This window comes from Actinomycetospora sp. C-140 (assembly GCF_054796175.1).
The window spans coordinates 109,751-132,966 of record NZ_JBTWNF010000018.1; the positions used below are offsets into that span (position 1 = coordinate 109,751).

Annotated in this window: 20 protein-coding genes and 1 tRNA gene; 11 read left to right on the top strand and 10 right to left on the bottom strand. The window is 74.9% G+C overall.

The annotated features are described in order from the left end of the window. Window positions 1-29 precede the first annotated feature (29 nt). The 8 genes from ACR9E3_RS25695 (at window position 30) to ACR9E3_RS25730 (ending at window position 10,064) form a co-directional block, all read left to right on the top strand. Window positions 30-944, top strand: coding sequence for a haloalkane dehalogenase (locus tag ACR9E3_RS25695; protein ID WP_460383542.1), 915 nt, complete (start codon window positions 30-32; stop codon window positions 942-944). Window positions 945-994: 50 nt separating this feature from the next. After that, entirely contained in the window at window positions 995-1,624 is a 630-nt protein-coding gene (upp, locus tag ACR9E3_RS25700; protein ID WP_460383543.1) for a uracil phosphoribosyltransferase, read from the top strand. 41 nt (window positions 1,625-1,665) lie between these two features. Continuing rightward, window positions 1,666-3,465: a methionine--tRNA ligase gene (metG, locus tag ACR9E3_RS25705; RefSeq protein WP_460383544.1), complete on the top strand. Its 1,800-nt coding sequence runs from the start codon at window positions 1,666-1,668 to the stop codon at window positions 3,463-3,465. Then, window positions 3,458-4,345 (top strand): TatD family hydrolase, encoded by an 888-nt coding sequence (locus ACR9E3_RS25710; protein WP_460383545.1) that lies wholly within the window; start codon window positions 3,458-3,460, stop codon window positions 4,343-4,345. The genes metG and ACR9E3_RS25710 overlap by 8 nt, the downstream gene beginning before the upstream one ends. Before the next feature lie 289 nt (window positions 4,346-4,634). Then, entirely contained in the window at window positions 4,635-6,245 is a 1,611-nt protein-coding gene (locus tag ACR9E3_RS25715; protein ID WP_460383546.1) for a transglycosylase family protein, read from the top strand. A 29-nt stretch (window positions 6,246-6,274) separates the two neighbouring features. Beyond that, on the top strand, window positions 6,275-7,165 hold the full coding sequence (rsmA, locus tag ACR9E3_RS25720; protein ID WP_460383547.1) for a 16S rRNA (adenine(1518)-N(6)/adenine(1519)-N(6))-dimethyltransferase RsmA: 891 nt from the start codon (window positions 6,275-6,277) through the stop codon (window positions 7,163-7,165). A 32-nt stretch (window positions 7,166-7,197) separates the two neighbouring features. After that, window positions 7,198-8,202 carry a 4-(cytidine 5'-diphospho)-2-C-methyl-D-erythritol kinase gene (locus ACR9E3_RS25725; RefSeq protein WP_460383549.1) on the top strand — a complete coding sequence of 335 codons (1,005 nt, stop codon included), beginning with the start codon at window positions 7,198-7,200 and terminating at the stop codon, window positions 8,200-8,202. 83 nt (window positions 8,203-8,285) lie between these two features. Then, window positions 8,286-10,064, top strand: coding sequence for an ABC-F family ATP-binding cassette domain-containing protein (locus ACR9E3_RS25730; RefSeq protein WP_460383550.1), 1,779 nt, complete (start codon window positions 8,286-8,288; stop codon window positions 10,062-10,064). Window positions 10,065-10,070: 6 nt separating this feature from the next. On the opposite strand, the gene ACR9E3_RS25735 is transcribed toward ACR9E3_RS25730, so the two are convergent. The 4 genes from ACR9E3_RS25735 to ACR9E3_RS25750 all read right to left on the bottom strand — a co-directional run bounded on the left by ACR9E3_RS25735 (window position 10,071) and on the right by ACR9E3_RS25750 (window position 13,140). Next, window positions 10,071-10,823: a CPBP family glutamic-type intramembrane protease gene (locus ACR9E3_RS25735; RefSeq protein ID WP_460383551.1), complete on the bottom strand. Its 753-nt coding sequence runs from the start codon at window positions 10,821-10,823 to the stop codon at window positions 10,071-10,073. A gap of 74 nt (window positions 10,824-10,897) precedes the next feature. Then, the gene (locus ACR9E3_RS25740; RefSeq protein WP_460383552.1) at window positions 10,898-11,800 is read right to left on the bottom strand and encodes an NAD-dependent epimerase/dehydratase family protein; all 903 of its coding nucleotides are present in this window, start codon (window positions 11,798-11,800) and stop codon (window positions 10,898-10,900) included. 28 nt (window positions 11,801-11,828) lie between these two features. Next, entirely contained in the window at window positions 11,829-12,419 is a 591-nt protein-coding gene (gene pth, locus ACR9E3_RS25745) for an aminoacyl-tRNA hydrolase (protein ID WP_460383553.1), read from the bottom strand. 10 nt (window positions 12,420-12,429) lie between these two features. Further along, entirely contained in the window at window positions 12,430-13,140 is a 711-nt protein-coding gene (locus tag ACR9E3_RS25750; protein ID WP_460383554.1) for a 50S ribosomal protein L25/general stress protein Ctc, read from the bottom strand. A gap of 148 nt (window positions 13,141-13,288) precedes the next feature. Here ACR9E3_RS25750 and ACR9E3_RS25755 point away from each other — a divergent pair, with 148 nt between their 5' ends. Continuing rightward, entirely contained in the window at window positions 13,289-13,927 is a 639-nt protein-coding gene (locus ACR9E3_RS25755; protein ID WP_460383556.1) for a class I SAM-dependent DNA methyltransferase, read from the top strand. 302 nt (window positions 13,928-14,229) lie between these two features. Here the strand turns inward: ACR9E3_RS25755 and ACR9E3_RS25760 are convergent, their stop codons facing one another. The 4 genes from ACR9E3_RS25760 to ACR9E3_RS25775 form a co-directional block, all read right to left on the bottom strand. Next, a complete protein-coding gene (locus tag ACR9E3_RS25760; RefSeq protein WP_460383558.1) occupies window positions 14,230-14,844 on the bottom strand; it encodes a class I SAM-dependent methyltransferase in 615 nt (204 codons plus the stop codon). After that, window positions 14,837-15,808: a ribose-phosphate diphosphokinase gene (locus ACR9E3_RS25765; protein ID WP_460383597.1), complete on the bottom strand. Its 972-nt coding sequence runs from the start codon at window positions 15,806-15,808 to the stop codon at window positions 14,837-14,839. The genes ACR9E3_RS25760 and ACR9E3_RS25765 overlap by 8 nt, the downstream gene beginning before the upstream one ends. 8 nt (window positions 15,809-15,816) lie before the next feature. Then, window positions 15,817-17,292, bottom strand: coding sequence for a bifunctional UDP-N-acetylglucosamine diphosphorylase/glucosamine-1-phosphate N-acetyltransferase GlmU (gene glmU, locus ACR9E3_RS25770; RefSeq protein ID WP_460383559.1), 1,476 nt, complete (start codon window positions 17,290-17,292; stop codon window positions 15,817-15,819). Between the two features lie 133 nt (window positions 17,293-17,425). Beyond that, on the bottom strand, window positions 17,426-19,072 hold the full coding sequence (locus ACR9E3_RS25775) for a GGDEF domain-containing protein (RefSeq protein ID WP_460383560.1): 1,647 nt from the start codon (window positions 19,070-19,072) through the stop codon (window positions 17,426-17,428). Window positions 19,073-19,236: 164 nt separating this feature from the next. On the opposite strand from ACR9E3_RS25775, the gene ACR9E3_RS25780 reads away from it, so the two are divergent. Beyond that, a complete protein-coding gene (locus tag ACR9E3_RS25780) occupies window positions 19,237-20,004 on the top strand; it encodes a phosphatase PAP2 family protein (protein ID WP_460383562.1) in 768 nt (255 codons plus the stop codon). 19 nt (window positions 20,005-20,023) lie between these two features. Here ACR9E3_RS25780 and ACR9E3_RS25785 read toward each other — a convergent pair. Then, a tRNA-Gln gene (locus ACR9E3_RS25785) sits at window positions 20,024-20,094 on the bottom strand. Window positions 20,095-20,146: 52 nt separating this feature from the next. Further along, the gene (locus ACR9E3_RS25790) at window positions 20,147-21,088 is read right to left on the bottom strand and encodes a polysaccharide lyase (protein ID WP_460383563.1); all 942 of its coding nucleotides are present in this window, start codon (window positions 21,086-21,088) and stop codon (window positions 20,147-20,149) included. Window positions 21,089-21,598: 510 nt separating this feature from the next. Here ACR9E3_RS25790 and ACR9E3_RS25795 point away from each other — a divergent pair. Further along, complete coding sequence (locus tag ACR9E3_RS25795; protein ID WP_460383564.1) at window positions 21,599-23,209, top strand: sugar transferase; 1,611 nt, start codon at window positions 21,599-21,601, stop codon at window positions 23,207-23,209. Window positions 23,210-23,216: the final 7 nt, after the last annotated feature.

Sequence of the window (23,216 nt, forward strand, 5' to 3'; positions counted from 1 at the left end):
GGATCCCCTCCGACTGCCACCCTGCCCGGGTGGAGCTGCTGCGGACCCCGGACGACCGTTTCGCCGACCTGCCGGACGCGGTGTCCGCGCCGCGCTACGTCGAGGTCGAGGACCCCGACGGCGGCCCGGCGGTCCGCGTCGCGACCTACGGCGCGGGCCCCGAGGACGGGCCGGCCGTGCTCCTGCTCCACGGCGAGCCGTCGTGGTCGTTCCTCTACCGGCACGTCGTCGACGCCCTCGTGGCGGCCGACCTGCGGGCGGTGGCGATCGACCTGGTCGGCTTCGGCCGCTCCGACAAGCCGGCGCGGATCGCCGACCACTCCTACGCGCGCCACGTCGCCTGGACCCGCCAGGCGGTGGACGCGCTCGGTCTGCGCGACGCGGTGCTCGTCGGGCAGGACTGGGGCGGGCTGATCGGCCTGCGGCTGGTCGCCGCGGAGCCGGAGCGGTGGGCCGGGGTCGTGGCCGCCAACACCGGCCTGCCGACCGGCGACGTCGACATGCCGGAGGTCTGGTGGGGGTTCCGGCGCGCGGTCGAGAAGGCCGAGGTCCTCGACGTCGGCCGGCTCGTCGCCTCCGGCTGCGCCCGCGGCCTCGCCGACGCCGACAGGGCGGCGTACGACGCGCCGTTCCCCGACGAGACGTTCAAGGCCGGGCCGCGGGCGATGCCCCTGCTCGTGCCGACCCGGCCCGACGATCCCGAGAACGGCGCCAACCGGGCCGCCTGGGAGGCGCTCGGGCGCTACGACCGCCCGTTCCTCACCGCGTTCTCCGACTCCGACCCGATCACCGGCACCATGGGCCCGGTGCTGCGCGACCACGTGCCGGGCGCGGCCGGGCGGGTGCACCCGACGATCGCCGACGCCGGGCACTTCCTCCAGGAGGACGCGGGCGCCGAGCTCGGGCGCGCGGTCGTGGCGTTCACCGAGTCGCTGCCGCGCTGATCACCCGACCTGCGCGGCACCCGCCGCCCGGCCCGATAGCGTCCGCGGCCATGCCCGGTCCCCACGTCGTGCGCCACCCGCTCGTCGACGTCCGCATGACCACCGTGCGCGACGAGACCACCGACCGGCCGTCGTTCCGGGCCGCCGTGCGGGAGCTGACCGCGATGGTCGTCTACGAGGCGATGCGGGACGCGGCGACGGTGCCCCGGGACATCCGCACGCCGGTGGCGGCGACGACGGGCGCCGAGCTCGCGGCGCCGCCGGTGCTCGTGCCGGTGCTGCGCGCCGGGCTCGGGATGGCCGAGGCCGCGCACGCCCAGGTGCCCGGGGCCGTCATGGGCTTCGTCGGCGTCGCCCGCGACGAGGCGACCCTGCAGCCCACGCCGTACATGGCGTCGCTGCCGGGCAGCCTCGCGGGACGGCCGGTGTTCGTCCTCGACCCGATGCTCGCCACGGGCGGGTCGATGGCCTACACGATCGACCTGCTCGCCGCCCGCGGCGCCGACGACGTCACCGCGATCTGCCTGCTCGCCGCGCCCGAGGGCGTCGAGCACCTGGCGGCGACCCACCCGGACGTCCCCGTCTGGACCGCCGCGCTCGACGAGCGCCTGAACGAGGACGGCTACATCGTGCCGGGGCTGGGCGACGCCGGTGACCGGCAGTTCGGGGCCATGCCGTAGCCACTGCCGTCGCCGGTGGCGGGCGTGCGGAGAATGAGGACATGAGCATCCCCGTGCTGACCGCCGTGGCGTGGCCGTACGCCAACGGCCCGCGGCACATCGGCCACGTCTCCGGCTTCGGTGTGCCCTCCGACGTCTTCTCCCGCTACCAGCGGATGGTCGGCAACCGGGTGCTCATGGTCTCGGGCACCGACGAGCACGGCACGCCGATCCAGGTGCAGGCCGACGCGGAGGGCACGACGCCGCGCGAGCTCGTCGACCGCTACTCGCGGGTGATCCAGGACGACCTCGTCGGGCTCGGCCTGTCCTACGACCTGTTCACGCGCACGAGCACCGACAACCACCACCGCGTCACGCAGGACCTGTTCAGTGCGCTGTGGCACAACGGCTACGTCGCGACCGAGACGACGCTCGGCGCGGTCAGCCCGTCGACGGGCCGCACGCTGCCCGACCGCTACATCGAGGGCACCTGCCCGATCTGCGGCTACCCGAGCGCGCGCGGCGACCAGTGCGACAACTGCGGCAACCAGCTCGACCCCGCGGACCTGATCAACCCGCGCTCGCGGATCAACGGCGAGACCCCGCAGTTCGTCGAGACCGAGCACCTGCTGTTCGACCTGCCGGCGTTCTCCAAGTCCCTCGCCTCGTGGCTCGACACCCGCACCCACTGGCGGCCCAACGTCCTGAACTTCAGCCGCCGCCTGGCCGAGGACCTCAAGCCCCGCGCGATCAGCCGCGACCTCGACTGGGGCGTGCGGATCCCGCTCGACGGCTGGCGCGACGCCCCGATGAAGCGGTTCTACGTCTGGTTCGACGCCGTCATCGGCTACCTGTCGGCGTCGGTCGAGTGGGCCCAGCGCACCGGCGACCCGGACGCCTGGAAGCAGTGGTGGTGCGACCCGGACGCCCAGTCCTTCTACTTCATGGGCAAGGACAACATCACCTTCCACTCGGTGATGTGGCCGGCGATCCTGCTCGGGCACAACGGCGAGGGCGACCGCGGCGGCGAGGTCGGCGGCTTCGGGCACCTCAACCTGCCCACCGAGGTGGTCAGCTCCGAGTTCCTCACGATGAGCGGCTCGAAGTTCTCCACCAGCCGCGGCACGGTGATCTACGTCGGCGACTTCCTGCGGGAGTTCGGGCCGGACGCGCTGCGCTACTTCATCTCCGTGGCCGGGCCGGAGAACCAGGACACCGACTTCACGTGGGACGAGTTCGTGCGGCGCACGAACTTCGAGCTGGCCAACGAGTGGGGCAACCTCGTCAACCGCTCGGTGTCGATGGCCGCGAAGAACGTCGGCGCCGTGCCCGAGCCGACGGCGCCGGACCCGGCCGACGAGGCGCTGCTGGCGCAGTCCCGGGCGGCGTTCGACACCGTCGGCGCCCACCTGGCCCGCTCGCGGTTCAAGCAGGCGATCTCCGAGGCGATGCGGGTGGTCGGGGAGGCGAACGCCTACCTGAGCCACCAGGAGCCGTGGAAGCGCAAGGACGACCCGGCCCGCCGGGACACGATCCTGCACACCGCGCTGCAGGTGGTGCAGGACGCCAACACGCTGCTCACGCCGTTCCTGCCGCACGCCGCGCAGAAGGTCCACGAGGCCCTCGGCGGCTCCGGCGTCTGGGCCGAGCAGCCGCACCGCGAGGACGCCGGCACCTCCGGCGAGCTCGGCACCAGCCACTCGGTGCTCACCGGGGACTACGCGTCCGAGCAGGCCCGCTGGGCGTCGACGCCGATCCCGGTCGGCCGGCCGCTGTCCCGGCCGACGCCGCTGTTCGCCAAGCTCGACCCGTCGCTGGGCGAGACGGGTCCGTCGTGGGCGCCGATCGCGACCGGTGAGTAGCAAGGACCGGGCCCCGCCCCCGGTGCCCGAACCCATCGGGCCCGGGGTCGTGGACGCCCACACGCACCTGGACGCGTGCGGCGCGCGGGAGCCCGAGGTGCTCGCGCAGGTACTCGACCGCGCCACCAGCGCCGGGGTCGAGGCGGTGGTCACCACGGCCGACGACCTCGACTCCGCCCGCTGGGCGGCCTGGGCGGCCGACGGCGACCCGCGGGTGTTCGCCGCGGTGGGCCTGCACCCGACGCGTTCGGACGACCTCACCGAGGACGCGCGCCGGGACCTCGAGGAGCTCACCGCGCGGCCCCGCGTCGTCGCCGTGGGTGAGTCCGGGCTCGACGACTACTGGACGACGCGCCGCGAGGACTGCGCGCCGCTCGACGTCCAGCAGGAGGCCTTCGCCTGGCACATCGACCTGGCCAAGCGCAGCGGGCTGCCGTTGGTGATCCACGACCGCGACGCCCACGACGCGATCCTCGACGTGCTCGCCGCCGAGGGTGCGCCGCCCACCACGGTCTTCCACTGCTTCTCCGGCGGGCCCGAGCTGGCGCGCCGCTGTGCCGACGAGGGCTGGTTCGCGTCGTTCTCGGGCACGGCCACCTTCCGCAACGCGAACGCCGCCGAGCTGCGGCGAGCGGCGGGGTGGATGCCCGCCGAGCTCGTCCTCGTCGAGACCGACGCCCCGTTCCTGACTCCGCACCCGTACCGCGGTCGGCCGAACGAGCCCTACGTCGTCCCCCACACGGTGCGCGATCTGGCGGAGCTCCGTGACGAGCCTGCCGACGGGCTGGCGCGAACGACCGCGGACAACGCCCGACGGGCCTATCGACTCGCCGAACACCCTCAACCTTCACGCTCCGTCGCCCGAGAGAGCGCAAAGTAGCTGCGTTCGTCGTGGCCGACGTGCCGTTCGGCGCAACACGGTCGTGTCGGCTTGATGTCGCCGATACCCAACTCGTTACCGTGCTGTGACTCGCCGGGATGGAACCACCCCCGAGGCCCGCGTGACGGGGACTTCCCCAGGTCCCCAGCACAGGGAGGACGCCACGACGTCGTGACGGTCTCCCCAGGACCGGTTCCTGCCCGGATGGACGAAACGATGTGGACTCTCCTGTGCTCGTGCGCTCCCTGTTCGCATTGACCTGCTCCCCGACCCCCGTGGTGGCCGCCCGATGAGCGCGGACACCACGACCCGCGGCCGCGCCGGCCTCGTCGGCGAGGGCGACAGCGACACCGCAGGCCTGCCGATCACCGACGGCACCTGGTTCGGCGCCGAGGCGACCGGCTCGTCGGGCCCGCACGGCTCGTACGGGACCTACGGCGACGCCTGGTACGCGCAGGACGGGTACGCGACGGACTTCGTCAGCGACTACGAGCCGGACTACGGCTACGACGCGGCGCACGAGTTCGGCTACGACACGGCGTACGGCACCCGCGGCGGCGAGCAGCCGGGCTGGTTCGACGACATCACCGGCCCGCTCCCGGTCGCGCGCGCCACCGACGCGGCGACGACGGTCGACCCCGGCACGAGCGGCCCGCTCGACCTGTCCGACCTCGACGAGTGGAACGACCTCGAGTCGTTCACCGGCGAGCAGGACCTCGAAGCCGAGGCCGAGCCCCACGGCGACCTGCGCGGCGCCGCCCCGGCCGGCCTGACCGCGCTCGACGACCCGCAGCGCTACGGCGGCGACACCCGCCGCCGCTCGAACGCCGTCAAGGGCGGCGTCGCGGTGGCCCTGCTGGCCGTCGCCGCGGGCGGCAGCACGGCGGTGGCGCTCGACAAGGAGGTCACGGTCACGGTCGACGGCGTCGACCAGGTCGTGCACACCTACTCCTCGGACGTCGCCGGTGCGCTGGACAGCGGCGACATCGAGCTCGGTCCGGGCGACCAGCTCGCGCCCGGCCCGAACGCCGAGGTCCACGACGGCGACCACCTCGTCGTCAACCACACGCGCAACGTCGCGCTGATGGTCGACGGGCGCCCGCAGACGATCTCGACGACGGCCCGCACCGTCGCCGACGCGCTGGCGCAGCTCGGTCTGCCGACCGACGGCCTCGTCACCTCCGCGCCGATGAGCGCCAACATCCCGGCGAACGGGATGAACCTCGACGTGCGCGTGCCGAAGGCGGTCACCCTCGTCGACGGCGGCGGCGCCCCCCGGCAGATCACGACCACGGCGGCGAACGCCAACGAGCTGCTCGCCCAGAACGGCCTCGCGGGCCTGAGCCCGACCGACACGGTGGCGGGCGACCTCGTCAACGGCGCGACGCTCACCGTCACCCGCAACACGGTCACCCAGGTCACCGAGACCCGGCCGGTCGCGCCGCCCATGCGGACGGTCGACGACCCCGACCTCGAGCAGGGCCAGACCCGCGTCGAGGAGCCGGGGCAGGCCGGCGAGGAGGTCGTGACCTGGTCGGTCAACGCCACCAACGGCGCGGAGACCGGGCGCACGCAGGTCGGTGAGTCGCAGGTGACGCGCCAGGCCGTCGGCGGCGTGGTCCACCGCGGCACGAAGCCGAAGAACGAGGCGCCGGCCGTGGGCCGCGGCAAGTGGGACCGCATCGCCCAGTGCGAGTCGACCGGTGACTGGTCGACGAACTCGGGCAACGGCTACTACGGCGGCCTGCAGTTCGACAAGAAGACGTGGAACGCCTACGGCGGCTCGCGGTACGCCTCGCGTCCGGACCAGGCCACCCGCGAGGAGCAGATCGCGGTGGCCGAGCGCGTCCGCGACGACCGCGGCGGCTACGGCGCCTGGCCGGTCTGCGGTTCCCGCTAAGCACCTCCGGTCTTTGCCACGATGACCGCGTGACGAGTCCGGCGCGCCTGTTCGGGGCAGGCGACGTGCGGGCCCTGGCCGCGGAGCTCGATCTGCGCCCGACCAAGCGGCTGGGCCAGAACTTCGTCCACGACGCGAACACCGTCCGGCGCATCGTGCGCCGGGCTGAGGTCGGTCCGGACGACGTCGTGCTCGAGGTCGGTCCCGGACTCGGGTCGCTGACGTTGCCGCTGCTCGAGGCGGCGGCGACGGTCGTGGCCGTGGAGATCGATCCGGTACTCGCCGGGCGTCTGCCGGCCACCGCGGCCGAGCGCGCCCCGGACGCCGACCTGCGCGTCGTCACGGCCGACGCGCTGCGCCTGGAGCCCGGCGACCTGCCGTGCGCGCCCGACGTCCTCGTGGCGAACCTGCCCTACAACGTCGCCGTCCCCGTCGTGCTGCACCTGCTCGCCGTGCTGCCGTCCCTGCGCCGGGGCCTCGTCATGGTGCAGGCCGAGGTCGCCGAGCGGCTCGCCGCGCGGCCGGGGGAGCGGGCCTACGGGGCGCCGTCGGCCAAGCTCGCCTGGTACGCCGACGCGCGCCGGGCGGGCCCGGTGCCGCGGGCGGTGTTCTGGCCCGTCCCCGGCGTCGACTCCGGGCTCGTGGCGTTCACCCGGCACGCGGGGCAGCCCGCCGACGTGGAGCGCGCCGCCGTCTTCGCGGTCGTCGACGCCGCGTTCGCGCAGCGCCGCAAGTCGCTGCGGGCCGCCCTCGCCGGCTGGGCCGGGTCGGCGCCGGCGGCCGAGGCCGTGCTGCGGGCCGCGGGCATCGACCCGGGCGCCCGGGGCGAGTCGCTCGACGTCGCGGCGTTCACGGCGATCGCGCGCGCGGCGGCGTCCGGGGCGACGGCCGGGGACGCGTCCGGGGAGGCGACGTCCTGAAGGCGGGCGGGCGCGGTCCGTACCCTGGTCGGGTGCTCTCCGCCGTCGGACCGCCGGTCACCGTCCGCGTCCCGGCCAAGATCAACCTGCACCTGGCCGTGGGCGACCTCCGCGCGGACGGTTACCACGACCTGGTCACGGTCTTCCAGGCGCTGAGCATCGCCGACGAGGTCAGCGTGAGCACCGCCGTCCCCGGCGCCATCGAGCCCGGGGTGTCGGTCACGGCGGTCGACGGCGTCGACGACAGCGACGTGCCGACCGACACGACGAACCTGGCGTGGCGAGCGGTCGAGGCCCTCGCACGGCGGGCCGACCGCGCCCCCGAGGTCCGCGTCGCCCTGCGCAAGGCGATCCCGGTGGCGGGGGGCATGGCGGGCGGCAGCGCCGACGCCGCCGGCGCCCTGCTGGCGACCGCCGGGCTCTGGCGGCTCGACCTGGGCCGCGAGGACCTCATGGAGGTGGCCGCCGAGGTCGGGTCGGACGTCGCGTTCGCCCTGCACGGGGGCACGGCGCTGGGCACCGGGCGGGGCGAGCGCCTCGTCCCGGTGCTGACGCGCCACACGTTCCACTGGGTGGTGGCCGTCGCCGACCACGGGCTCTCGACCCCGACCGTCTTCGGCGAGCTCGACCGGCTGCGCGCCCGCCCCGAGGCGCCCCGGCGCGTCGGCGACGTCGAGCCGGTGCTCGAGGCCCTGGCCTCGGGGGAGGCCCGGTCACTGGCCCTGTTGCTCGGCAACGACCTGCAGGCCGCCGCGGTCAGCCTCGACCCGGGGCTGCGCCGCACGCTGCGTGCCGGCGTCGACGCGGGCGCGCTCGCCGGTGTCGTCTCCGGTTCCGGGCCCACCTGCGTGTTCCTGTGCGACGGCCAGGACGCCGCCGTCCGCGTCGCCGCCGAGCTCGCGGGCGCCGGCGTGTGCCGGACGGTCCGCGTCGCGCACGGGCCGGTCCCCGGCGCCAAGGTCGTCGACGCCGACGGCGGCACCGGCCCGCCGCCCCCGCCCCGTCCCTTCGACCCCGGCCCCGGGGCCTACGCCTAGGTGCGCTCCGCGCACGTGAGCACTTCGGAGTGCCAGAGCACGCGAAACTGCTCACACGCGCGAAGCGCACAGGAAAGGATGCTGTGCCCAACCTCGTCAACCTCGAGTCGGTGTCGATCGGCTTCGGCGGCCCGAAGCCCGTGCTCGACGGCGTCTCGCTCGGCGTCGACACCGGCGACCGCATCGGGGTCGTCGGACGCAACGGCGGCGGGAAGTCGACGCTGGTCACGGTGCTGGCCGGCACGCTGACGCCGGACAGCGGCCGGCGCAGCCCCGTCGGCGGGCTGCGGATGGCGCTGGTGAGCCAGCACACCGCGCTGACGGGGGACACGGTCCGCGAGGCGGTGCTGGGCGGCGCCGTCCCCGACCACGAGTGGGCCGCCGACCCGCGCAGCCGCGCGGTGGTGGAGGGCCTGCGTCCCGGCGGCGACCGGGGCCTCGACGCCTCCGTCGACGGGCTCTCCGGCGGCGAGCGCCAGCGGATCGCCCTGTGCGCGGCGCTGGTGCAGGATCTCGACCTGCTCGTCCTCGACGAGCCCACCAACCACCTCGACGTCGAGGGCATCGGCTGGCTCGCCGAGCACCTGCTCGCCCGGCGCACCGCGCTCGTCGTCGTCACCCACGACCGCTGGTTCCTCGACACCGTCGCCTCGCGCACCTGGGAGGTCGTCGACGGCCACGTCGAGCAGTACGAGGGCGGCTACGGCGACTGGATCTTCGCCCGGGCCGAGCGGGCGCGCCTCGCCGACGCCGCCGAGCAGCGCCGCCGCAACCTGGCGCGCAAGGAGCTGGCCTGGCTGCGGCGCGGACCGCAGGCGCGCACGTCCAAGCCGCGCTACCGCGTCGAGGCCGCCGAGGCGCTGATCGCCGACGTCCCCGAGCCCCGCGACACCGTCGAGCTCGTGACCATGGCCAAGCACCGGCTGGGTCGCACGGTGATCGAGCTGGAGGACGCGACGCTGACCGTCGGCAGCCAGGAGGGAGGTGAGCGCAGGACCCTGGTGAACCGCCAGACCTGGCGCATCGGCCCCGGCGACCGCATCGGCATCGTCGGGATCAACGGCTCGGGCAAGACGACGCTGCTGCGCGCGGTCGGCGGCGAGCGCGCCCTCGACGGCGGGCAGCGCGTGCAGGGCACCACCGTGCGCCTGGCCCACCTGTCGCAGGACCTCGCCGACCTGCCGATGCACCGCCGCGTGCTCCAGGCCGTCGAGGACATCGCGGAGCGGGTGACGATCGGGAAGTACGAGCAGACGGCCTCGCAGCTCGCCGAGCGCTTCGGCTTCCCGGCGTCGCGGCAGTGGACGCCGGTCTCGGACCTCTCCGGCGGCGAGCGCCGCCGCCTGCAGCTCGTGCGCCTGCTCATGACCGAGCCGAACGTCCTGCTCCTCGACGAGCCCACCAACGACCTCGACGTCGACACCCTCCAGCAGCTCGAGGACCTCCTCGACGGCTGGCCGGGCACGCTCGTCGTCGTCAGCCACGACCGCTACCTCACCGAGCGGGTCTGCGACCGCGCGGTCGCCCTGTTCGGTGACGGGAAGATCACCGACCTCCCGGGCGGCATCGAGGAGTACCTGCGCCGGCGCGCCGGGCAGAGCGCGCCGCCGTCGATCGCGGCGTCGTCCGCCGCCACGGCGCCCGGCGGCGGGGAGGCCGACCGCCGCGCGGCCCGCAAGGAGGTCGCGCGGATCGAGCGTCGCCTGGAGCGGATCGCGACCGAGGAGACGAAGCTCCACGAGAAGCTGGCCGCCGCGGCGACCGAGCCCGGCCGTCTCCAGGAGCTCGACGCCGAGCTGCGCGCGCTGCTCAGTGAGCGCGAGCAGCTGGAGGAGGCGTGGCTGGAGAACGCGGTCGACTGACCCGGGTCACCGCACGATCCGCGCGGGCCGCGGCGAGAACGACGTCGTCGCCTCCTCCGGTGCGGGCCGCAGCCACCACCGCAGGTCGACGACGACGAGGACGACGGCCAGCGCCAGCCAGAGGGCGAAGTAGAGGACGGTGTCGTCCTGGATGGCGCCCTCGACGGCGTGGGCGACGACGACCAGGAGGACGCTGCCCCCGGAGTGGTCGAACAGCCACGAGTACCAGAACGTCACGCCCACCGTCCCGAGGATCATCCCGAGCAGCGTCGTCGCCCGGTCGCCCTCGGCGAGGAGGACGAGCGGCAGGTGCCACACGGTGACGATCACGGCGAGCATCGCCGTCGCGGCCAGCGGCGAGAGCCGGGACTGCAGCCCGGGCAGGGCGAACCCCCGCCAGCCGGGCTCCTCGCCGAGCGCCCCGTCGGTGGGGTTCACGAGCCGCAGCAGGAGGACCAGCAGGACGTCGCCCCACGCCGCGAGCCGCAGCGGGGACGGATCTCCCAGGACCGCCGCGAGGAGGTGGACCGCGACCGGTATCCCGATCGCGAGCGCCCACCAGTACCACCGGACGCGCCAGCGCACGATCCGGCGTCCGAGCTCCCGCAGGCCCGCGCGGCCCTGGGCGATCGGGACCACGATCAGCGCAGCGACCAGGGGCGCGAACGCGCCGAAGGAGCCGAACGGGACGAACGCCCACGCGATCACGTAGGTCAGCACGAAGAACGTGGCGAGGGGATGGCGGCGCACCGCGCGCATAGCGGGAGGATCCACCGCGCACGGCGGCCCGACCAGCCGCCGTTCGGAGGCCGTGGTGGTCCGTGCCTGCGTGCCTACGACCGAGCGGCCAGCCAGTCGCGGTAGGCCGCCACCGCGGCGCCGAAGTCCGCCCGCGGGACCCACCCGAGCTCGCGCTCGGCGGCGGACACGTCGAGGACGCCCGGCCAGCGGGCGGACGCGGACGGGTCGGGCGGGTCGAGCTCGACGCGCACCCGGGGCTCGACCTCGGCCACGGCGGCGACCAGCTCGGCGGCGATGCGCGCCCGGTCGCCGGCGACGTTGTACGCCCCGACCGCGTCCGGGGCGTGCACCGCGGCGACCACGGCATCGGCGGCGTCGTCGACCGCGACGAACTGCTGGGGCGCGTCGGCGGGCACCCGGACCCGGGTCGTGCGCCCCGCCGCCGCGTCGAGCAGCAGGTCCCGGATCAGGCAGTCGGTGCGCCGCCGCGGCCCGAACACCGCCACGAGGCGCAACGACGCGGTCGAGAGCCCGTGGCGGTGGCGGTAGGCCTCGGCGAGCTGTTCGCCGGCCGCCTTGGTGGCGCCGTAGACGTCGCCCGGGTGCAGCGGCGTCTCCTCGACGACCCGGCGCTCCGGCGTCCGGCCGTACGCCGCGATCGAGGAGCAGAACACCACCCGCGCCACCCCGTGACGGCGCGCGGCCTCCAGGACGGCGGCGGTGCCCCCCACGTTGACCTCCACCACCCGTACCGGGTCGTCGGCGAGCACCATCGGCCCCGAGGCGCCGCCGGCGTGCACCACCACCGCGGGACGCTCCGCCTCGACCACGCGGTCGACCGCGGCCCGGTCGAGGAGATCGCACGGGAGCTGCTCGACCCCGTCGAACGACCATCGGTCCACGTCGACCGGCACCACCTCGGCGCCCGCCGCCTCCAGACGGCGCCGCACCGCGTGCCCCACCAGCCCTGCCGACCCCGTCACGAGCACCCTCACACCGGTGATCCTCGCGGCCGGTCGGGGTTCAGTGGAAGCGGTTCTGGGCCGGCTCCAGGCCCTCGGCCGCGAGGGCCTCGACGGCGTCCGCGGCCAGCTCGACGGACACGTCGAGCTCCTTGCGCTCGGCCGAGGACCAGCGTTTGAGCACGTAGTCGGCGGGATCCTGACGCCCGGGCGGGCGTCCGATGCCGAACCGGACGCGCAGGTAGTCCTTCGTGCCGAGGGACTTCGAGATCGAGCGCAGGCCGTTGTGGCCGCCCTCGCCGCCGCCGCGCTTGAGGCGCACGACGCCGAACTCGAGGTCGAGGTCGTCGTGGACGACGATGACGTCGGTGGGTTCCACCGAGAAGAAGCGGGCGGCGCCGGCGACCGGGCCGCCCGAGAGGTTCATGTAGCCACGGGGTTTCGCGAGCACGAGGCGGCGGCCGGCGAGCCGACCCTCGGCCACGTCGGCGCCGGAGCGCTTGTGCGGCGAGAACCGGCTGCCGGTGCGGGCCGCGAGGACGTCGGCGACGACGAAGCCGACGTTGTGCCGGGTGCCCTCGTAGTCGGGACCCGGGTTGCCCAGCCCGACGACCAGCAGGGGGCCGTCGGGCCGGGCACCGTCGGAGCTCACGGGTGTCTGGTCAGCTCTCGTCGGACTCGGAGGAGCCGGAGTCGCTGCCCTCCGCGGGCTGGTCGCCGTCGGCAGCCTCGGACGACTCGCCGGTCTCGGCGGCCTCGTCCTCGGAGGCGTCCTCCTCGACACCCGCACCCTCGGTGTCGATCTCCTCCTCCATGGCCTCCTCGGTCGGCGCCTCGGTGACGTTGACGACCAGGAGCTCGGGGTCGGAGATCAGCTCGCTGCCGTCGGGCAGCCGGATGTCGCCGGCGAGGAACTGCGTGCCGATCTCGGCGTCCTCGATGACGACCGAGATCTCCTCGGGGATGTTGGTCGCGTCGGCCTCGACGGTCAGCGTGTCCTCGTTCTGGAACACGAGCGTGCCGGAGGCGGCCTCACCCACGATCACGACGCGGACGTCGACCTGGACCTTCTCGCCGCGGCGGACGAGCACGAGGTCGATGTGCTCGAAGAAGCCCTTGATGGGGTCGCGGGCGATGCTCTTGGTCAGCGCGAGCTGCGGCTGCCCGCCGAGCCCGGTGATCGTGAGCAGGGCGTTCCGCCCGTTCTCGCGCAGCGCCGCGGCGAACTCGACGGTGTCGAACGCGAGGTGCACGGGATCGGTGCCGTGCCCGTAGAGCACGCCGGGGACCTTGCCGGCGCGGCGCGTGCGACGGGCCGCGCCCTTGCCGAACTCGGTGCGGGTCTCCGCCGCGATGCGGACCTCGTCGGCCATGGTGTCTCTCCTGGTGTCGCTCTCGGGTCGGCGCGCCGCGCGCGGCCGGGACCCGGGGACCGGGAGAGGCCGCACCGCGTCGATCACGGCCGGTGCTCTCCACCGGCCCTCGCCGAAGTGCGGGTTCCACGATACCTAGGGTGCGTCCGTGACCCTCGACCGGGAGGCGACGCGGGCGGGCTACGACGCCATCGCCGAGCCCTACGCCGAGCACTTCCGCGACGAGCTGGCGCACGCCGCGCTCGATCGCGCGGTGCTCGGGGCGTTCGCGGAGCTCGTCGACGGCGACGTGCTCGAGGCCGGCAGCGGGCCCGGCGGCGTCACCGCCCACCTGCATGCCCTCGGGGTGGCGATCCGCGGCGTCGACCTCTCGCCGGCGATGGTCGCGCTGGCGCGCCGCGAGCACCCGGGGATCGCGTTCGCCGTCGGCGACATGGCGGCGCTCGACGTCGCGGACGCCTCGCTCGGCGGCCTCGTCGCCTGGTACTCCCTCATCCACGTCCCGCGTCCCGAGCTGCCGGCCGTTCTCGCCGAGTTCCGCCGCGTCCTGCGCCCCGGCGGGCTCCTGCTGCTCGGGTTCCAGGTCGGCGACGACGTCTCGCACCACGACGAGGCGTTCGGCCACCGCGTCTCCCTCGACTTCCGCCGCCTGCGACCCGACGCCGTCGCGGCGCTGCTCGACGACGCGGGGTTCGACGTCACCGCGCGTCTCGTCCGCGACCCCGTGCCGGACAGCCGCGCCCCCGCCCTCCCGCAGGCGGCGATGCTCGCGCAGCGGGCGCGCTGACCTCCGTCCGGGCCGCTGCGGAGATCACGAGTGCGTCATCCACCGCCGCATGCGCCCGACGGTGCACACCGCGCTCCTGATCTCCCCGAGGGTCGGGTCGCGGGCGCCGAGCACATCTGACGGCGAACGTCACCGGGATCGCGATCAGTGGCTCGCTCGTCCGGCGCTGCGAGCTCTCGTCGAGATCACGAGCGTGTCATCCACCCCCGCCGACGCCCCCGGGTGCACAGCGCTCTCCTGATCTCCCCGAGGAGGCGAGACGCGGAGGAGATCGTTGACATGCGCCTCGCCGAGACGGTCGGTCAGGGCGTGGCGACGCCGAGGTAGAGGTACGACATCGGGCCCGGGCCGCGCAGGCTCTCGTGCTCGAGGCTCGTGACGGTCAGGCCCGCGGCGCGGACCAGCTCGTCGATGGGCCGCACGAGGTGGCACCCCGCGAAGAGGCGCTGCTGGAGGCCGTCGAGGCGGTGCTGCCGGCGCGCGGTGCGCGGGTCGGGGGACAGGCCGTGCTCGAGGAAGAGCAGCTGCCCGCCCGGGCGCAGGACGCGGCGCACCTCGCGCAGCGCGCGGTCGGCGTCCGGGATGGTGCAGAGGCTGAACGTGCTGACCACGGTGTCGGCGGCGGCGTCGGGCAGGTCGAGGTCCGCGCCGTCGAGGCCGACGAACTCGACCGGGATCGCCGAGGCGGTGACCCGGCGGGAGGCCAGCCGCCGTGCCACCGCCGACGGCTCGACCGCGCGCACCGACGTCACGGCCGCCGGGTAGAGCGGCAGCGTCGGGCCGCTGCCGAAGCCCAGCTCGACGACGTCGCCTCGCGCCGGCGCGAGCGCCCGCTCGCGCAGCGCGCGCACGTCCGGGGTGCCGAGGGCGAGGTCGGTGATCCGCGGGACGACGTGCTCGGTCCAGAGGCTAGGCATTCCCGTCGAAGAGGTTCGTCACCGACCCGTCCTCGAAGACCTCGCGCACCGCGCGGGCGATCACCGGGGCGATCGAGAGGACGGTCAGCGTCGGGAAGCGCTTCTCGTCCGGGATCGGGAGCGTGTTGGTGACGATGACCTCGCGCGCCCCGCAGGTCGACAGCCGCTCGACGGCCGGGCCGGAGAGCACGCCGTGGGTGGCCGCGATGACGACGTCGGACGCCCCGTCGTTGAGGAGGGCCTCGGTGGCCTTGGCGATCGTGCCGCCGGTGTCGATCATGTCGTCGACGAGGATGCAGCAGCGTCCCTCGACGTCCCCGACGACGCGGTTGGCGACGACCTCGTTGGGCTTGGTCTTGTCGCGGCTCTTGTGGATGAAGGCCAGCGGGACGCCGCCCAGCATGTCCGCCCACTTCTCGGCGACGCGGACGCGACCGGAGTCGGGGGCCACGACGGCGAGGTCGTGGTCGGCGTAGGTGTCGCGCAGGTGCTCGGCGAGGACCTTGTTGGCCAGCAGGTGGTCGACGGGGCCGTCGAAGAAGCCCTGGATCTGGTCGGTGTGCAGGTCGATCGTCATGATCCGGTGCGCACCGGCGGTCTTGAGCATGTCCGCGATCAGGCGGGCCGAGATCGGCTCGCGGCCGCGGTGCTTCTTGTCCTGGCGGGCGTAGCCGTAGAAGGGCACGACCGCCGTGATGCGCTTGGCCGACGCCCGCTTCAGGGCGTCGATCATGATGAGCTGCTCCATGATCCACTGGTTGATCGGCGCCGTGTGGCTCTGGATCACGAAGGCGTCGGAGCCGCGGACCGACTCCTGGAAGCGGACGAAGATCTCGCCGTTGGCGAAGTCGTACGCCGACTGCGGCGTGATCGACACGTCCAGTTCCTTGGCGATCTCCTCCGCGAGCTCCGGGTGGGCCCGCCCGGAGAAGAGCATGAGGCTCTTCTTCGGGGTCGACGACATGCTGACGGTCACGGGTCCTCCTGCGTGGTTCGCTCGTCGGCGTCCGCCGCCTTCTGCGCGGCCTCGGCCGCCTGGGCGGCGGCGGTGCCCGGGCGCTTCCTGGTCACCCAGCCCTCGATGTTGCGGTGCGGCCCCGACGACACGGCCAGCGCCCCGGGGGGCACGTCCTCGCGGACGACCGTGCCCGCGCCGGTGTAGGCGCCGTCGCCGATCTGCACCGGGGCGACGAACGTGTTGTCCGAGCCGGTGCGCACGTGCGACCCCACGACGGTGCGGTGCTTGGTGACGCCGTCGTAGTTGACGAACACCGACGAGGCGCCGATGTTGCTGCTCTCGCCGATGGTCGCATCGCCGACGTAGGTCAGGTGCGGGACCTTGCTGCCCTCGCCGATGCGGGCGTTCTTGACCTCGACGAACGTGCCGATCTTGCCGCGGGCGTCGAGCTCGACACCGGGCCGCAGGTAGGCGAACGGGCCCACCGAGGTCTCCGGGCCGATCCGCGACGACGATCCGTGGGTGCGCACGACGGCGGCCCGCTCGCCGACGGTGACGTCGGTGAGCGTGGTGTCCGGCCCGATCGTGGCGCCCTCGGCGACCGCGGTGCGCCCGTGCAGCTGGGTGCCGGGGTGCAGCGTGACGTCGCGCTCGAGGCGCACCCCCACGTCCACCCACGTCGAGCGCGGGTCGACGACGGTGACGCCGGCGCGCATCCAGCGCTCGAGCAGGCGGCGGTTCAGCTCCGCGCCGAGCTCGGACATCTGCACGCGGTCGTTGACCCCGGACACCAGCCACGGGTCCGCGGTCTCGACGGCGCCGACGCCGCGGCCCTCGCGGGCGGCGGTCGCGACGACGTCGGTGAGGTAGAGCTCGCCCTGGGCGTTGTGGGTGTCGAGGCGCTCCAGCGCCTCGCGCAGGAAGGCGAGGTCGAAGGCGTAGACGCCGGAGTTCACCTCGGTGATGGCGAGCTGCTCGAGCGTCGCGTCGCGGTGCTCGACGATCGCGACGACCTGGTTCGCTTCGTCCCGGACGACGCGGCCGTACCCGCTCGGGTCGTCGAGCTCGGCGGTGAGCAGCGTCACCGCGTAGTCCCCGTCGGCGTGCTCGGCCTGCAGTGCGCGCATCGTCGCCGTGTCCAGCAGCGGGACGTCGCCGTAGGAGACGAGCACGGTGCCGGTGAGGTCGCTCGGCAGGCGTGAGACGCCGCACGCGACGGCGTGCCCGGTGCCCCGGCGGCGGTCCTGCACCGCGGTGAGGACCTCGCGGTCGACCTCCGCGGCGAGCCCGAGGACGTGGCCGCCGACCTGCTCGCGCTCGTGGCCGACCACGACGACGAGGTGGTCCGGCGTGGTGCCCGCGGCCGCGTGCACGGCGTGCCCGAGCAGGGTGCGCCCGCCGACGGGGTGCAGGACCTTAGGGGTGGCCGAGTTCATCCGGGTGCCCTCACCGGCGGCGAGGACGACGACGGCGGTCGGGCTCGGCGGCATCGGCTCTTCTGGCTCCCACTCGTGCGCGGGCCGGCCCCGGGTCCGGGGCTCGCGGGCCGATCCTACGACCGCTGCGCCGCCGGTCCGGCGGGGTGTGCGCCGGGCGACCCCGCGCGGTGGGCACCGCCCGCGGTCAGGCGTCCGTGAGCACCGCGTTCCCGCCCGCCCGCTTGACCGCGTACATCGCGGCGTCGGCACGGGCGAGCACGGCGGCGGCGGGCTCGCCGGGGCGGGCCCCGACCACCCCGACCGACAGCGTCACCGCCCGGCCCCCGGCGCCCGCGAGCCCCGCGACGGCGCGGCAGGCCCGTCCGAGCGCGGCACCGGCGTCGTCCACAGCGGTGTCGGGCAGGACGACGACGAACTCGTCGCCGCCGTACCGGGCGACCAGGTCCGGGGCCCGCAGCGACGACCGCAGCGCCGCCGCGACCCCGCGCAGGACCTCGTCGCCGTGGGTGTGCGAGACGGTGTCGTTGATCTGTTTGAAGCCGTCCACGTCGATCATCGCGACGGCCGGGGCGAGCGCCTCGGACAGGCACCGGTCCAGCGCGCGGCGGTTGGGCAGGCCGGTGAGCGGGTCGGCGAGGGCCAGCGCGGCCACCTGCCCGTGCTCGCGGCGCAGCCGCTCGTGGGCGAGCCGGGTCCGCAGCGAGAGCGCCCGGGCGCGGTGCAGCGACCAGAGCTCCTCCTCCAGGTCGGCCACGTAGTCGCGCACCGCGGCGTCGACGCTGCGCGGTGCCCCGCCCGGCTCGGACAGCCGCGTGCTCAGTCGCGCGAGCTCGCGCGTCACCGAGAGCAGGAGGCTGGCCTCGCCCCGCGGCGGGCACGTCCGCAGGCGCGTGAGCAGGGCGGCGGCCGCCTCGGTGTCGCCGGCGTGCTCGAGCGCGCGGGCGGCGGCCAGGCGCGTGACCAGCCGGTCGTGCTGGGACGGGACCGTGTCGCCGCGGGTGAGGGCCTCGGCGTCGCGGCGGGAGGCCTGGCGCGACGCCTCCGTCGTCGCGACGCCGGTCGCGGTGCGGGCGAGCACCGTCGCGGCGCGGAGCAGCGGCAGCTCCTCCGGCGCGGCCCGGCGGCGCATCTCCCCGGCGACGGCCGCCGCGTCGGCGATCCGTTCCTGCCCGCGCCGCCCGGCCCGCTCGAGGCGCAGACCCCAGGAGACGCCGAGGCGGACCCGCTCGTAGGCGAGGGCGGCGGTGTCCGGGGACGACCCGGCGAGGGCGGTCCCGGCGCCGGCGAGCAGCGGCTCGGCGAGGTCGTGCATGCCGAGCGACACCAGCGTGCTCGCGGCCAGCCGCCGTGAGCAGCACACGTTGCGGTGGTGCTCGGCGACCGTCGCGGCGAGGTCGGTCAGGACCGGCTCCTCGAGGTGCGCGAGGCCCGTCGAGGCCGCGGCGAGCGCGGCGTCCTCGTCGTCGCCGAGCAGGGCGCGGCGGGCCACGAGCATCTGCGCGTCGGCGTCGAAGAGGGTCAGCCCGTGGTCGGCGGCCAGGGCGATCAGCTCGTCGAGCAGGCGCTCGTCGGCGTGGTCGAGTGCGGGGCCGCCCGGCGCGGCGGCCAGCTGGACCCGGGCGACCACGGTCTGCCGCAGCACCAGGGCGTGCACCCCCGGATCGCCCAGGGTGCGCGCCTCGCCGAGCAGCGCGTCGAGGGCGGCGAGGCCGCCGCACGGGTCGGGGGCGGGCACCCGCGTGGCGGCGAGCGCGGCGGCGCCGGCGCTCCTGACCAGCTCGTCCCGGCGCGCGGCGGGATCGGGCTCGACCGTCGTGCGACCCGGGAGCATCGCCCACCTCCGGCTCCGCGCGACCCCGTCGGGGGCCGGCGTCCGACGATCGGGCGGATCCGGTGCGCCCTCGCGTCGACGCTGCGCCGACCGTCGGCCGTCACTGTCCTCCGTCGCGGGGAGGTCGCCGGACCCACCCCGGGGTTACGGCATCCTTGCCGCCCATGCCGCGCTCGATCATGGGCACGTCCCCCGGTCCGTCCGGTCTGGTCCCCGACGGCCGCACACCCCTCGTGGTGGCGGCGGTGCGACGCCGCGTGGTGATCGCCATCGGTGTCGCGGCGGCGATCACCGGCGTGCTCGCCTGGCGCTACGCCGGGGACTCGGGCGCCGGCCGCGCCGACACCCGCATCACCGAGGTGCTCGACGACCAGCCCGGGATCGCCCACTCCCTCGCGCGGGGGTTCGCCGCCCTCGGCGGCCCGCTCCCGGTGGTCGTCGCGCTCCTGCTGCTGGCGCCCCTGGCCTGGTACCTGCGCCGCGGTCGCGGCCTCGGGCTCGTGCTCGCCGGCCCGACGACCGCGATGGTCGTGACGTCGCTGGTGCTCAAACCGCTGGTCGAGCGCACGCGCGGCGGCGAGCTGGCGTTCCCCAGCGGGCACACGACCTCGGTCGCCTCGATCGCCGTGACCTGCGCGGTCCTCGTGCTCGGCCTGCCGACCCTCCCGCGCGCGCTGCGGCTGCTCGCGGTCGCCGGGCTCGCGGCCCTCGTCGTCGCGGTCGGCGTCTCGCTGGTGGTGCGCGGGATCCACTACCCGACCGACACCCTCGGCGCGCTCGGGGTCGCCGTCGCCGTGGTGCTCGGCGTCGCCCTCGCCGTGGACGCCTTCGCCGACGTCGTCAGCGACCCGGGCCCGGACCCGCGGGCGTTCGACCCGCGGGAGAAGCCGACCGACGTCCTGCCGCGCGTGGGGTCGTCGCCGGAGGGCTGACCGCCCGTCGGGCGCACCGCTCCGCCGCCTGGATTCGAACCAGGATCATCGGAACCAAAATCCGAGGTGTTGCCCTTACACCACGGCGGATCGCCCGCTGCCGCGGGACCCCGCCATGGTCCCACGCAGGAGCGACCGCTTCTCAGCCGCGGGTCTGGCGCCGCCGCAACGACAGCACCGCGAGCCCGGCCACGACGACGAGCAGGCCGCCCGCGATCCACGTCAGCGAGTCCCCGGACGACGACCCGCCGCCGCCCGCGGGTGTGTTCGCCGGGTCGGAGTCGGACGGGATCCGGCTCGACGCGGAGTCCGGCGACTGCACCGAGGCGAGGGTCGGGCCGGCGCGCAGGTCCTCGAGGAACACCCGGCCGGTCTCCTGGATCGAGGTGTCGCGGTAGATGCCGACCTTCATGTAGTTGCCGCCGTCGATGAGCGTGCCGCTCGCGGGCTTGTAGCCCTGCAGGACGTGGTTGCCGTCGCGCCAGACGTCGACCGTGCCCTGCTCGGGGTCGCGCGAGAACGCGATCCGCAGCGTCAAGTCGATCTTGTCGCCGGCGGCGACGGGCCCGAGGTCCTGCAGGTCGCCGCCCTCGGCGGCGACCATCAGCCGGTTGTCGCGGACCTCCACGGCCACCGGCGGGGAGCCCGAGTCGCCGTACTGGTGCCACTGCAGGAGCAGCTGCCAGGTGTCGGCCTCGGTCGGGAACTCGTTCGGGAGCCGCGCGACGTACGTGTAGTACTGCGTCGTGCCCTCGGTCTGGTCACCGACCTTCGGGCGCATCTCGGAGCGCTGGGCCCCACCGGGCACGGTGAACTGCACGGCCTGCTTGTTCGGGTCGTCGGGCGACGGGACCTGCGTCGGGGAGCCGTCCTGCTCGTCGTAGTCGTTGCGCGTGAACGCCGAGAGCAGGTCTCCCGACTGCGGCAGGGACCACGTCGGCTGGTTCGACGACGGTGTCGGCGACGACGCGACCGCGGGCGCGGCACCGGTGAGGAGCACGAGCAGGGCACTCGCGAGGGCGACCGCGGCGCCCACGAGCCCGCGACGTGCCGTGTGACGCGGGACGGCGGGGGTGCTCCGCAACTGGGCTCCAAGCCTGGTGGACGGGTGTCGGCGCGGGGCGCGCCGGGGCGGTCGGTGCGACCACGCCCCGTACGCGTCGATGCGCGCGCCGTTCCCGACGATACCGAGCGCCGCGGTGAAGCCCACGTCGGACGACGGTGACGAGCACCCGGGCCGTGATCTCGCTCTCGGTGCGGGGACCGCCGTCGGCCGGGGTCACCGTCTCTCCGTCGTCTCCGGTGGCGCCCTCGGACCCGGGGGGACGACCGGCGCACGGCGCCGCGCGGCGTGTACGCGAGGATGCGTGCCGCCACGGGACGCGTCGCTCGTCCGGATCAGCCTGTGCGAGGCGCCCGTGACCTCCCTGCCGTCGGTCGCGTTGTGGAGAGGGGGTGGGGGCCGGTGCCGGATCACGTCCGTGGGTCGGGGCAACCCGAGGCCGACTCGGACGTCTCACGTCCCAGGAAAGCTGTCCATGCCGACGAGGTGCGAGGGGTGGACCCCCACCCTGCAACCCACGACGGGGGCGACGTGACGAACGGACGAGCAGAGCTCGGCGAGCAGCACGACGTGCGCACGCCCGCCGAGGAGCTGGCCGACGACCTCGGGATGGCGGTCGCCGCGCCGGCGACCCCGGAGCCCGATGTCTTCGTCGAACCAGCGCCCACGGCGCCGGGGTTCGTGCGGATCTGGGAGGACGAGGGCCCGGAGCAGCCGGGCAGCGTGGCGGTCGCGACCAGCTGGCAGCGCAAGTTCGCGCTCGCGGTCGGCGCCTCGGACCTGATGACCCTCGCCGTCTGCCTCGTGCTCGGCGCCCTCATCGGCTTCGGCGAGGGCAGCGACGGGCCGCAGGCGTCGAACCCGTGGGGCCTCGCCGGCGTCGCCGCCGTGCTCGTGCCGCTGGCGATCGTCGCCTGCCGCGCGTGGGACCCCCGCACCATCGGTCAGGGCGCCGAGGAGTGGAGCCGCCTGATCCGGGCGTTCGTCTCCGCGGCGATCGTCATGGGCCTCGGCGGGCTCGCCTTCGAGCGTCTCGGCGTGCGCCCCTGGGTGTTCGGCGTCCTCCCCGTCGCCGGGCTCGCCGCCATGGCGGGCCGCTACATGCTGCGCCGCTGGCTGCACCAGGCCCGCAAGCGCGGGCGCGGGATGCTGCCGGTGCTCGCCGTCGGTACCGAGCAGGCCGTGCGCGACCTCGTCGAGCGCACCCGCCGCGTGCCGCACATGGGCTGGGTCGTCATCGCGGCCTGCACCCCGACCGGCCTCGGCGAGGAGGGGCAGGGCCACGTGGCCGGCGTCCCGGTCATCGGCGACCTCGACGACCTGTCGACCAGCGTGGGCAGCGGGCGCTACGGCGTCGTCGCCGTCGCCCCGACGCCGGGCTGGAGCCCCAAGCGCCTGCACCGCCTCGCGTGGGATCTCGAGGGCACCGGCTCCGAGCTCGTCGTCGACCCGGGCCTCATGGAGGTCGCGGGACCGCGCCTGCACGTCGCGCCGGTCGACGGGCTGCCGCTGCTGCGCCTCACCGAGCCGCGCCTGTCCGGCGTGCCGCGGGTGTTCAAGCTGATGTTCGACCGCGTCACCACCGCGGCGATCCTGCTGGTGCTGCTGCCGGTCTTCGCGGTGATCGCGCTGATCGTCAAGCTCGACGGCGGCCCGGTGTTCTACCGCCAGACCCGCGTCGGGCAGCGTGGCCGGACGTTCAAGATGATCAAGTTCCGGTCGATGGTGCCCGACGCCGACAAGCTGCGTGACGACCTCCTGGCCGGCACGAACGACGGCTCCGGGCCGCTGTTCAAGCTCCGCCGGGACCCGCGCGTCACCCGCATCGGCCAGCTCCTGCGCCGGTACTCGCTCGACGAGCTGCCGCAGCTGCTCAACGTCCTCGGCGGCTCGATGTCGCTCGTCGGCCCGCGCCCGCCGCTGCCCGGCGAGATCGAGGCCTACACCGACGCCGCCAAGCGCAAGTTCCTCGTGCGCCCGGGCATGACCGGCCTCTGGCAGGTCAGCGGCCGGTCGGACCTCTCCTGGGAGGAGTCGGTCCGTCTCGACCTGCGCTACGTGGAGAACTGGTCGCCCGCGATGGACCTGGTGATCATGTGGAAGACGGTCTCCGCGGTGTTCCGCGGCGACGGCGCCTACTGAGACGGGA